Raw genomic sequence first — 11,171 nt, forward strand, 5'->3', positions numbered from 1 at the left:
AAAGCTAAACTAAACGCCCTGCAGCCGCAGGGCGTTTAGTCGTCGTTCTACATCCGGCATATTAATCGTCTTCCTCAGAATTGCTCCATTTCCGCGCCCAGTGGGAGCGAAGAATCAGCACGAGCAGCATCCCTGCCGCCAACCCTCCTATGCCGAGCATAAGATTTGCATCAGGGTGGATTAAAGAGGCCCCGAGGAGGGGTATCCATAATACGACCGCCAAAATGAATAGCAGCCGAGAAATAAGCCGCAGCACTTCTTTAAGCCGTACCCCCTGCATAATCGGGTAATAGGAGGCTGCAGGAGAATCCCGGTGAACATACCGCAGGGCGCTAAGCTGGGTGCCGATCATGAAAATAAAAAATGCATAAACAGCTACTCCGAACCATGAATGCCCCGTCCAATATACAAGCAGCATGCCCAGTAGCACTAAACGAACTATGATGCCCAGCAGTTCGCTTCTGACGAAGGTCTTGACCAGCAAATAGCGATACGAGGCGCTCTGCGTCCACGGAATCCGATTGCCGGCCATAGACAGCCAGCGGCGGCGAATGACCTTCTGACCTTCAGCGGGAATCTCTACGAACCAACCAAGAATCATCATGGCTCGGGCGGCACCAGCTTTTTCGTATGCTATTAAATTCTCCCAAGCTAAGGCATGTTTCATCGGAAAGCGCAAAGCAAGCACATAATTCACACTCAGCAGCAGCATGAACAGCACACTTTTCCACCAAGCTGGCTGCCAGATCCAAGCCGCAAGCATCAGCAGGACGAAGCACCAGCGCAGCAATCGATAGCCTGCCTTGGCCCGGGAGGTCGCAATTCTAAGCTCTTGCCAGGCGCCGTAAGCGCTCAGCACCTTCAAAAGCAGCAGAACGACAAGCATCCCCCAGAATGGGATAGCAGCCTCCCCGCTTCTAACATACATCGGCCATGCTGTAAGCGTGACGAGATATAGTCCAAGCAGTTTATATATAACGCCGCTGAAATATACCGGGGATAGATACTCCTTCATCTTCGATTCCTGCGGAAGCAGGAATACAACATCTGCCGGCTGAACATAGGTTCGGAAGCCGGAATATACGGTCAAAGGCCCCAGCAGCAGGAGCATGATCCAACGGACGGGCAGATCCGGCGGCAGCGCCTGCAGGAATGAGGTATACCATGCCGAGAATACAATAATCAGAATGAGGAGCACGACCGCGACTCCACTCTGAAATACGTAAGGCAAATAAGGGATGATCTGACCCCAGAACGATGATTTACGCTGGCTACGCAGCGCCCTCAATTCCATGATTTACTCCTTGTCCTTGACCAAGGCATAGAACATATTCTCAAGCGATGCGCCAGGCATTTGAGCCTGTTCGGCAATGTCCTTCAAACTGCCTTGAGCGATGACCCTGCCTTTGTGAAGGACAATAAATCGGTCGCAATAATTTTCAATGGTCGATAAAATATGAGAGCTGAGCAGGATCGAAGAACCGCTCTCTTTCATCTCCAGCATGAAATCCAGCAAGGAACGGATTCCCAGCGGGTCAAGGCCCAGAAATGGCTCATCGATAATATACAATGGGGGGCGGGCCACAAAAGCGCACATGATCATTACCTTCTGCTTCATGCCTTTGGATAGATGCATCGACAGGCTATCCGCCTTCTCTTCCATATGGAAGAGCTTGAGCAGCCGTTCCGAGCGCTTGGCATAATCCTCCTGCCCCACGTTGTAGGCTCTGGCGGCGAATTCCAAATGCTCTCTCACCGTCAGTTCCTCATAGAGCAGCGGCGATTCTGGAACAAAAGCCAGAGAAGACTGGTAAGTCTCCGGCTCCTCATCCCTTGTCTTGCCTTGAATCACGACACCGCCCCGATGCGGTGTCATCAGCCCCAATATATGCTTCATCGTCGTACTCTTGCCCGCGCCGTTCAGACCAATGAGACCGACCATTTCTCCCGGCTGTACATCAAATTGAATATCATGAAGCACAGGACGACCGAGGCTATAGCCCCCGCTTAGTTCTTCCACTTGCAATACGGGCATTTCACTCACAATCGTTCCCCCCTAACGTCAACTTTTCAACCGAAACTCCCGGTTTGTTGTTACTTTACCCCTTATTTTGCTTATCTTTCAGCCATCTAGGGGCGCCTTTATTTTTGCGATCCTGATCGCGCTCATTCTTCTTGGATGTTCGACTATTTCCCTTAACCACTCCTGAGCCAAATCGCTTTGCCGCATCATTTGCCCCAGAGGATGTGGCAGAAATATCCGCTTTGTTCTCAGCCCCTCTTTTCGAAGACCCTTGTCTTGGGGCGACTTGTTTTGCGGAGCTCTTTCTTGCGGCTGCACGGCCTCCTTCAGAGGCCCGGCCGGCTTCTTTTGCACTGCCCCGCCCGCTGGAGGCAGAATCCGGTTCAATCACTTTACCAGCATACATTTCCCGAGCGGAAATTTTGATTCCAAGCTCTCTCGAAAATTTCCGAATAATAAAATGCTCTTTAGCTGAAATAATGGATACGGCCAGCCCTTTTCTCCCCATTCTTGCCGTTCGTCCAACGCGATGTACGTAATGCTCGGTGTCCGGCGGAGGATCAAGATTAATCACGAGGTCAAGCTCTTCAATATCCAGACCACGGGCCGCAATGTCGCTCGCGACCAGCACGCGGATTTTCCCTTCGCGGAAACGGCGTAAAGTTGCGGCTCTAACTGTTTTGTCGGCATCGCCGTACAGCGCTCCGGCTTGAAGGCCCACATAATTCATCTTCGCCTCAATCTCGGCAATATTGTCCGTATGATTAATGAACACGATCGTTCTAGTCGGATCATAATGCCGGATGATTCTTCGAAGCATGTCGATTTTGTCGCGTTCCTCCGTAATAAAATAAATATGTTCCAAGCTTTTTGCGGTTCGCTGCTCCGGCTCGATTCCGATCTCTGCCGGATCTTTCATCTCCTGAGCAGCCAGATTTCTGATTTCCATATTAATTGTGGCCGACAAGAACATCAGCTGACGTTCCCGAAGCGTTCCTCGTAAAATATGCTCGACATCGGCCGTTCCCCCGAGCTGGAACATTTGATCCACTTCATCGACTACAACAGTACGCACCGTATGCAGCTTAAGCTTGCGCAGAGCCAGCACTTCACGGATTCTCCCCGGTGTGCCTACGACCAGCTGCGGATGCTGCCTCAGCCGCTCCAGCTGCCGCTTGATCGATGCCCCGCCGATCAAGGCTTGGACACCTATACCCAGCGGCTCACCGTATTTCTCGGCTTCGCGAAAGATTTGCATTGCCAGCTCTTGAGTTGGCGCTAGAATAACACCCTGCAGCGCTCTCTCGACCGGATTCATTTGTTGTAATAGCGGCAACAAATAAGCCAGCGTCTTTCCCGTTCCTGTCTGTGACTGGGCCAGTATATCACGCCCGCTCAGCGCTGCGGGAATACTCTCCGCCTGTACAGGCGAAGGCTCGAAAATTCCGAATTCCGCCAATCTAGACAATAGCGGCTCCTCAATACCTAATCCGGCAAAACTTATCGTATTCATATATGTTCATCCTCACCGTAAAAGTCATATCTTACATTATATGCGATAACAGCAAATCCCACCAAATTCGCCATGTTTTTTAACTCCTCGCGCTGTTTCCACTCCCCAAAAAAACCGGCTGACTCCTTCAGCCGGTTTTATTCTACTTCTTATTTAACATCCGGTAGCTCAACATGTCCGCGAGACGGGGGAACAACTGATAGAACTTCGCGCCAGCCCCGGCAACCCATGGCAAATTTACTTCCACAGGACCTTTCTCCACAGCAGATACTATAGCTCTTGCCACCCGTTCAGGCTTCATCATAAACCATTTCACATTATTAACATAATGTCCGCTCGGATCGGCCAAATTAAAAAATGGCGTATCGATCGGGCCCGGATTAATCGATGTTACTTTGATCCCGTACTCCCGAACCTCTTGGCGGAGCGCGCTGCTAAAGCCCAGCACCGCATGCTTGGTTGCTGTATAAGCTGTGGATTTCGAAGTTCCCAGCTTGCCCGCAATCGAAGCCACATTGACGATACGCCCGGCACGAGCCTGCTTCATATAAGGAAGCACGGCCTTGGTGCATCTTACGATGCCCATATAATTCACGTTCATCATAGCAGAAAATTCATCCAGCTGCATTTCATCGCAATATGTAAACTTTCCGTATCCAGCATTATTCAATAGACAATCCACTCGGCCATATTGCGAGTAAATTTCCTTGAACCCGTCTTCAACGGATTGATCGTTCCCAACATCCATGGATAATAGCCTGTATGAGCCTCTTAGCCCAGCTCCGATCTTCTCCAGCTTATCCATCGACCGGGCGGCCAGAATAACGATGGCGCCACGTTCCGACAGCATTTGGGCTGCCATGGCTCCAATCCCGCTGGAAGCCCCGGTCACAACAATAACTTGATTCGTTAGCGGCATGATTTCATCTCTCATCCCTTCCTAAGGGTAGTTCAAACACAAATAAAAGAACTAGCCCTTCAAAAATACATCTTCTAGAGCTAGTTCCTAGTTCCATAATTCTATTCTAAGAGATCATGACTTGAATATCCAGTTCTCCGATGCCATCCATCATTAGAGGAATGCAAAGTGCTTTGCGAGGGAGTGTGCCATTCATGGCTGTGTCGGTTTTAATGACTTGAGGAGGGGTAATATCAACGGCGTAGCCTTGGTTTGATAAAATCGTACTGGCATTTCCACTTATCATATTTCCTAGCTCCGAAATAGCGCTTTGACCCATCTCGTCCATTTCGGTAAGAACAAATCCGCCCATCATGGCCGATACGATGCGCAGCGCCACCGTCTCTTGCAGACCAAACACAACCATGCCGCTATAATGGCCCGTCATGCCGATTTGTATCCATATATGATCATGCTCCGGCTTAATATCTTTGACACCAAGATTTCCGGTAGAAGGTGAAATTTGAATAACCTGCTCAATAACCGAACGTGCGGATTCCAGAAAAGGATTTATCACTTCCGCTTTCACTATTATATGCGCCCCTTTACACTTGGAAGTAATTAATTCATTACAAAAGTCCCAATTTTCCACTTTTACAACATTATACTTTATTCCTAGAGATAAGTCATTAAAAATCGAACAATGCAATTTTCTGCATTCTGCATTTCTTTCCTCATACCATGGGCTCTCTTTGGGGGCGATGCCACGCATTGCGTTATGAAGGGCTAATCCCCTATAATTAATGAAATGAACATGTTCGCCGTCGTGGCAGCAAATTAAGCTGGACAACAGCTGCGAAAGGAGAGTTCGGATGAACATAAGCCAACTGGAAACACTGCTTATGATTTCCAAGACCAAAAGTTTTCGTAAGGCAGGAGAACTGCTCAACCTAACTCAGCCTGCAGTTTCCGCACAAATCAAGAGCCTGGAGGATGAGTTCAATACGGTGCTGGTTGATCGCAATCAGCCCGTGACATTGACGGATCGCGGGCAAGTATTTCTTGAGCGTGCCGAAGCTATTCTTGATATTGTTGAGGAATTGAAGCAAAAACTTTCCGATATGGAACATATTCCACAAGGACATATCGTGCTCGGTACAACTACTTCGATTGCCATACAAATTTTGCCGCGAATTTTATCCTATTTCCAAGATCAATTTCCTCTGATCAAGACGACGATTCAATCTATGCCCTCCTCGCAAATTTATCAAAATGTGGAGCAAGGACTCGTTGACATCGGCATCGGCTATTTGATCGAGAACAATCCTCAGGTTCATGCATCCGTGCTGTACTATGATACTTTCGAGCTTGTCGTGTCTCCGCTTCATCCGCTTGCAGGAGCACAATCCCCCACGCTCGATTCGCTGCGGGAAGTACCGATGATTATGCTGTCTCCTGACACGGTGGGCAGACGGTTCGTGGATGAAGTATTCCGAAAGCACAGCATAGAACCAGAAATCGTAGTGGAGCTGTCTAGCAGCGAAGAAGTCAAGCGAATGGTGGAAATCAATTTAGGAGCCGCAATCATATCCAAGCAATCGGTCATGCGCGAGCTCCGTCAGGGAACATTAAAGATCGTACCGATCCCCGAGCTTGAAACGACCCATCCTGTTGGCGTCATATATAAGTCTAGTCGTTACATCAATTCGGCAATGCAGCAATTCCTGAATGACTTGAAAGGAATGCCAGAAACTCATTTTATTAGTTCCGAATAATCTATTCTGAATAAAAAAGGAGTATCACCATGAAATTCGATCTGCACACTCATCACTTCCGCTGTGGCCATGCCGACGGCAACATCCGCGATTATATCGAAGCCGGAATCAAAGAGGGGTTATCCGTCATTGGCATCAGCGACCATACCCCTTATTTCGGCAGCCCGGAGGAGCAGCCCTTTCCACGTATAGCGATGGCCAAAAAAGACTTTAAACATTATGTAGAGGAAGTGCTTCAGCTCAAACGGGAATATGAAGGAAAAATCGATGTTCTGCTAGGTATCGAGTCCGACTTTTTTCCGGAGCATGCGGAAATATATCGCCAGACGCTTGCGCAATATCCGTTTGATTATGTCATCGGCTCGGTGCACAGTGTCGGGAACGTAAGCATTTTTAATAAGAATCGTTGGAAAAAGCTAAGCACAGAGCAGCATGTCGCGGATAAAGAAGCCTATTATGCGTTGATTCGTGAATCGGCACGAAGCGGAATGTTTCAGATTCTGGGGCATATCGATGCCATGAAGGGAAATTATCCTGCATTTTCGGACATCCCTGCCGCTGAAGCGATTGATGAGACGCTTAAGGTCATCTCGGAGGAAGGCGTTGCCATAGAGATCAATACCTCTGGGAAGACGAAGCTGTCCGGCGGCTGGTATCCTTCGGATTCCATTTTGGAGAGAGCACTGCATTTCGGAGTCGAGGTCACCTTCGGATCGGATGCCCATGTTCCTGCGCGCGTGGCGGACGAGTGGGAAGAGGTTGCCGCCAGGCTCAAAGAAATCGGCTTCACGAAATGGGTATATTATAAAAACAAAATAAAGCAGACCGTTCCGTTGTAAAAACAAAAAAAGAGAACCCATGCGATACGGCGCTGGGTTCCAAAGACAAATATATTCAAAAGGGGGTCATGTATTAAGTGTACCCCCTTACTGTTAGAGAACGATCACAGTAATATTTCATTTATGTAACAAACGATAGACTTTAATAAACTAATCGGCAATTTCTCCTCCACGGTTCATTGCAAATAATTTGAGAGATGTCTCCTCATCTCCCTGCTTCTTCGATCCCGTTGGTACCGTTTTGACATAGTTCATCCCGCATTTCTGCAGGACGCGCTCTGATGCAGGATTATCCCAGGCACAGCGCGCCTCGATTCGCTCAAGCTCCAAGGTTTCGAAGCCGAAATCGATTAAAGACCGGGCTGCTTCCGTCGCATACCCCTGTCTCCAACATGCTGGCGACAATAAATAGCCTAACCGCGCTTTGCTCTTGAACTGATCCCAATGTTGCAACGAGCATACCCCGATAACTTTATTGGATTGCTTCAACTCTATGGCAAAATGCAAATCTCGAAGCGACTCGTAACATTCTGTAAAATATCGGAATAGCCGGGCTGGGAACAGCAAGGTCTGCGGCTCGAAGGAAGTATTGCTGCTGACCAGCGGATTTGTCATGCACTGATACAAATCCAGGCAATCCTCTTGGGTAATCTTCCGTAATCTAAGCCGCGGACTCTCCAGTACCGGAAATCCCCGGCTGATTCCCTCTTTGACATGAATAGCCATCCATGTTGCCCCCTCTTCAGCTTCAATGATCTCCGCTTCTGTATCCATTACCTCCTAGCTTTATTGTCCTGCATAACGCCAAAATAATAAGCAAACACGTAACAGAATAATGAAATGAGAAATATCCATTTACAGAAGCCGATCGCATGACGCAAATATTCAAAGTCCATCAAATATATGATCGTTTCGCCGATAATACGCAATGGATCCTGAAGTACATCCCAGCTATTCCAGCGGATAAACCGACCTAAATAAACGCCGAAGCAGCTGAGCAGAAGAACGCAAACGGCGAATATCCAGCCCATCACCGCACCCAAATATTTACGTACGAGCGCATGAACCGAAGCTAAAGAAGCCGAAGCGATCGCCAGGCCGAGCAGTGCGGCAAAGAACATCGTAAAGAGGTGATCCCAGAACAGATTCTCCTCCCAGAAACGTATTCCCGCACCAGAACCAATCGGGTAACGATGAAACGGATGAAGCATATCCGTAATTAAATAAGCGGCATTGGGATAAAAAAACAGCCACAGCAAGCCGGCGCCGAGAAAGAGAACTAGCTTCAGCATTTTTCCTTTAAGCAAGCTGATCATATCCAAAACAACGGCCAAACCTAGTGGAATCCAGGCTAAGAAGGTGTTCCAAAGCATAAATAAGTACGGGGGTCTCCCCCCGTCCGGGAGTTGTGTATGTAGAACATATTTCATACCTATCAATGTGGCAACAAAAAGAATCATGTACAAAATCCATTTACCGGGGTAACCGAGCTCTCTCCAACCTTGCACTTGCAATGCCTCCTCCATATCCGACGCTTTCTATATGCTATAATGTCCCCTCAGGCTTTAGACGTTCTACGAAGGCGGAAAGTTACAATGTTGACAAACATATGTTTGGAAATAAATAGGCTGTAAGATTGTTACTTGACTAGCTTGATCTTATGTTTATTCAAAATATTCATGATCTCTTCATTGATGGCCTTAATATCCGGCCCGTCTACGACTTCGTCACGCAAACCGTACTTTTCTTTCAGCTTCAAAATAGAGTATACACGCTCGTCCAGCATGTCTAGCGTAATTTGTTCATTCTTTACTGCTTGGTTCAATGCATCGATCACCGCAAGCTGTCTGTCCTTCTCATGTCCGACCAAGACGATATTTCCCCCGGCCTGAATGAATTTGACCGCCGCTTCCCCGATATCATAGTGTTTTACAACCGCACCCATGGTCATATCGTCCGTAATGACTACCCCTTGAAACTTCAGTTCTTCGCGCAGCAGATCAGTAATTACCGCTCTTGAGAATGAAGCCGGGTGTTCGGCATCGAGCTCCGGCATGAGCAAGTGGGCAATCATCACCACATCCGCTCCTTCTTCGATTGCACGGACGAAGGGCACCAGCTCCAGCTGCCGCAGCCTTTCCAAATCATGCTCCACTACAGGCAAGCCCAAGTGAGAATCAACTGAAGTATCGCCATGCCCAGGAAAATGCTTCACCACTGGAATCACCCCTTCCTGCTTGATCCCCTGCAGCATGGCAATGCCCATCTGACTAACGACTTCCACATCATTTCCAAAGGCTCGGCTGCCAATAACCGGATTATTGGGATTGCTATTTACGTCCAGCACTGGTGCAAAATCCATATTCAAACCGAACCCGCTCAACTCTCTGCCGATCACGCTTCCCAAGCCTGCTGCCAGCTCTTTGCTTCCCGAAGCGCCAATTATTTCAGCGGTTGGCAAGGCTTTGAATTCCTCGGGCATTCGAGTCACGCGCCCCCCCTCTTCATCCACGCTCAGGAATAGGGGCACCTTGCTCTCCGCGTTTATTTTCTTTAGCTGATTGAAGAAGGCTAGGGCCTGATCGGCACTCTTGATGTTATTTTTATAAAAAATAAACCCGCCTACATGGTAGTCCTCTATGAATTGCCGCGCCGTATCGTCAGGAGTCGTGCCTTCGACCCCGACCAATACCAACTGACCGAGCTTCTCAGCCGTGCTCATCTGCTTTAGTATGCCCCTGGCCTGATCTTCCTCCTGGCCGCTGCTATTCCCATCCCCTATCAAGCCTGATTCTGATCCGGCTTCAGGCGCCGGTTGATTCGATTGCGAAGTATTCGGGGTTTTCACATTCTGATTATTATCTGGAGCTTGCTTTGGCGAACAAGCCGCCGTTATAGCAATTATTAGTACAACAATTAGCCCTGACCGCAACCATAGCTTCATGAAGCTGCCTCCTGTCTGTTCATTATGTCTGGCCGTTCGAGTTCGAGTATAGCCACATAATCATGGCAAATGCAATTTGCAGAAAACTAAGCATTCCGAATAAAATCAGAATCACTATTATGCTCGCTTTCAACAGCCGTTTTCCCCATCTCAAGCAAACGTGGCGGTAAGACCGGAACGTATGCATATTATTCCCCGTTCTTCTTCTCTACTTGAGCCATATGATGCTGATCATGCCAGATGAAGTCCTTTAAGTATTGTGCTACGAAAAAAGGGTGTCCATCCCCGTCCACATATTCCTGTTCATACAGCTCTTCTGAAAGAGATCGGATGGCAGCGATAATCTGTTCCCGATAGAAGATAGACTGGCGGATCAGCTCCTCCACGCTAACTTGCTCGCTGTATGATTGTGCGATTTTGTTGAATTCGTCGTAATCGGTATGTTTCAAGGCAAGCGGCTCTTGTTTCCATACCTTATCGATCGCATGGTCGTAGAAATATTGATCCCATAGCATAATATGGCTGACAACGGCACGCAAAGACCATTTTCCCGGGGAGAGGGGCGCGTCCCAAACGTCATCGCCCTGCTCTTGTCGTTTTTTCAAGAAGTGAATCCAGTCTTGAAACGAGGCCAGAAGCTTCGCTTTCTCATCTTTGTGCATAAGTTTCTCCAGGTATACGAGATTTAATCGGTCATGCACCTGCTCCGTACGGCAAACGCTATAACCGAGCTTTTTATAAAGGTGCAGGTTTCTTTCGCTCTGATGTCCCGTAAACAGCTCTATTCTTTCGCAGTGAGCAAAGCGCTGCTCCAGCTCCCGAATGAGCGCAGTGCCGATCCCTTGATTCTGATAATCTGGATGGACAATGACTTTTCCAATAAAACAAGTTCCATTCCCTTCATGAGCCCTTGCCGAACCGATAATTCGCCCATCGCTTTGCTCCGCCTTTAGAATGATCTGCGAGTGCGATTCTTCAACGAGCTGCTCCAAGGTTTGTGTCAACGGAGGGATTTGGTAATCGTTATAAATTTGAGCTTCGCTCTCGTAGGCTTGATATTGGAGCTTTAGAATATGAGGCAAATCGGCTCTTTCGGCTTTGGTTATCATCATCAATAATGAACCTCCTTTTTTTCAAATGCAGGAATAGCATTATTTTACCATAACGATGCACACATAC

11 protein-coding genes are annotated in these 11,171 nt (G+C 48.1%); 2 read left to right on the forward strand and 9 right to left on the reverse strand.

All coding sequences use genetic code 11. The annotated features are described in order from the left end of the window. Positions 1 to 61: 61 nt before the first annotated feature. The 5 genes from CZ379_RS23700 to CZ379_RS23720 all read right to left on the reverse strand — a co-directional run bounded on the left by CZ379_RS23700 (position 62) and on the right by CZ379_RS23720 (position 5,023). Positions 62 to 1,294: an ABC transporter permease gene (locus tag CZ379_RS23700; RefSeq protein WP_110933870.1), complete on the reverse strand. Its 1,233-nt coding sequence runs from the start codon at positions 1,292 to 1,294 to the stop codon at positions 62 to 64. Between the two features lie 3 nt (positions 1,295 to 1,297). Further along, positions 1,298 to 2,044 carry an ABC transporter ATP-binding protein gene (locus tag CZ379_RS23705; protein ID WP_110933871.1) on the reverse strand — a complete coding sequence of 249 codons (747 nt, stop codon included), beginning with the start codon at positions 2,042 to 2,044 and terminating at the stop codon, positions 1,298 to 1,300. Positions 2,045 to 2,099: 55 nt separating this feature from the next. Then, on the reverse strand, positions 2,100 to 3,536 hold the full coding sequence (locus tag CZ379_RS23710; RefSeq protein ID WP_110933872.1) for a DEAD/DEAH box helicase: 1,437 nt from the start codon (positions 3,534 to 3,536) through the stop codon (positions 2,100 to 2,102). Between the two features lie 142 nt (positions 3,537 to 3,678). Beyond that, a complete protein-coding gene (locus CZ379_RS23715) occupies positions 3,679 to 4,470 on the reverse strand; it encodes an SDR family NAD(P)-dependent oxidoreductase (protein ID WP_234404996.1) in 792 nt (263 codons plus the stop codon). 91 nt (positions 4,471 to 4,561) lie between these two features. Beyond that, positions 4,562 to 5,023 (reverse strand): chemotaxis protein CheX, encoded by a 462-nt coding sequence (locus tag CZ379_RS23720; protein ID WP_110933873.1) that lies wholly within the window; start codon positions 5,021 to 5,023, stop codon positions 4,562 to 4,564. Positions 5,024 to 5,306: 283 nt separating this feature from the next. On the opposite strand from CZ379_RS23720, the gene CZ379_RS23725 reads away from it, so the two are divergent. Further along, complete coding sequence (locus CZ379_RS23725; protein ID WP_110933874.1) at positions 5,307 to 6,209, forward strand: LysR family transcriptional regulator; 903 nt, start codon at positions 5,307 to 5,309, stop codon at positions 6,207 to 6,209. 29 nt (positions 6,210 to 6,238) lie between these two features. Continuing rightward, positions 6,239 to 7,048 (forward strand): histidinol-phosphatase, encoded by an 810-nt coding sequence (locus CZ379_RS23730; protein ID WP_110933875.1) that lies wholly within the window; start codon positions 6,239 to 6,241, stop codon positions 7,046 to 7,048. Positions 7,049 to 7,198: 150 nt separating this feature from the next. Here CZ379_RS23730 and CZ379_RS23735 read toward each other — a convergent pair whose 3' ends face one another. The 4 genes from CZ379_RS23735 to CZ379_RS23750 all read right to left on the reverse strand — a co-directional run bounded on the left by CZ379_RS23735 (position 7,199) and on the right by CZ379_RS23750 (position 11,104). Next, positions 7,199 to 7,822: a GNAT family N-acetyltransferase gene (locus CZ379_RS23735; RefSeq protein ID WP_110933876.1), complete on the reverse strand. Its 624-nt coding sequence runs from the start codon at positions 7,820 to 7,822 to the stop codon at positions 7,199 to 7,201. Then, positions 7,822 to 8,556: a DUF1361 domain-containing protein gene (locus CZ379_RS23740; protein WP_110933877.1), complete on the reverse strand. Its 735-nt coding sequence runs from the start codon at positions 8,554 to 8,556 to the stop codon at positions 7,822 to 7,824. The genes CZ379_RS23735 and CZ379_RS23740 overlap by 1 nt, the downstream gene beginning before the upstream one ends. A gap of 131 nt (positions 8,557 to 8,687) precedes the next feature. Further along, positions 8,688 to 9,992, reverse strand: coding sequence for a beta-N-acetylhexosaminidase (gene nagZ, locus CZ379_RS23745; RefSeq protein ID WP_110933878.1), 1,305 nt, complete (start codon positions 9,990 to 9,992; stop codon positions 8,688 to 8,690). A 188-nt stretch (positions 9,993 to 10,180) separates the two neighbouring features. Then, a complete protein-coding gene (locus tag CZ379_RS23750) occupies positions 10,181 to 11,104 on the reverse strand; it encodes a GNAT family N-acetyltransferase (RefSeq protein ID WP_110933879.1) in 924 nt (307 codons plus the stop codon). Between the last annotated feature and the right edge of the window lie 67 nt (positions 11,105 to 11,171).

Origin of the sequence: Paenibacillus bouchesdurhonensis, from assembly GCF_900155685.1 — a bacterium.
Taxonomy (GTDB): domain Bacteria; phylum Bacillota; class Bacilli; order Paenibacillales; family Paenibacillaceae; genus Fontibacillus; species Fontibacillus bouchesdurhonensis.

Bases quoted from the DNA above. Each gene is read 5' to 3' on its own strand.
- CZ379_RS23710 (WP_110933872.1), bottom strand. From the start codon at position 3,536: ATGAATACGATAAGTTTTGCCGGATTAGGTATTGAGGAGCCGCTATTG.
- CZ379_RS23735 (WP_110933876.1), bottom strand. From the start codon at position 7,822: ATGGATACAGAAGCGGAGATCATTGAAGCTGAAGAGGGGGCAACATGG.
- CZ379_RS23750 (WP_110933879.1), bottom strand. From the start codon at position 11,104: ATGATGATAACCAAAGCCGAAAGAGCCGATTTGCCTCATATTCTAAAG.
- CZ379_RS23725 (WP_110933874.1), top strand. From the start codon at position 5,307: ATGAACATAAGCCAACTGGAAACACTGCTTATGATTTCCAAGACCAAA.
- CZ379_RS23715 (WP_234404996.1), bottom strand. From the start codon at position 4,470: ATGAGAGATGAAATCATGCCGCTAACGAATCAAGTTATTGTTGTGACC.
- CZ379_RS23730 (WP_110933875.1), top strand. From the start codon at position 6,239: ATGAAATTCGATCTGCACACTCATCACTTCCGCTGTGGCCATGCCGAC.
- CZ379_RS23700 (WP_110933870.1), bottom strand. From the start codon at position 1,294: ATGGAATTGAGGGCGCTGCGTAGCCAGCGTAAATCATCGTTCTGGGGT.
- nagZ (WP_110933878.1), bottom strand. From the start codon at position 9,992: ATGAAGCTATGGTTGCGGTCAGGGCTAATTGTTGTACTAATAATTGCT.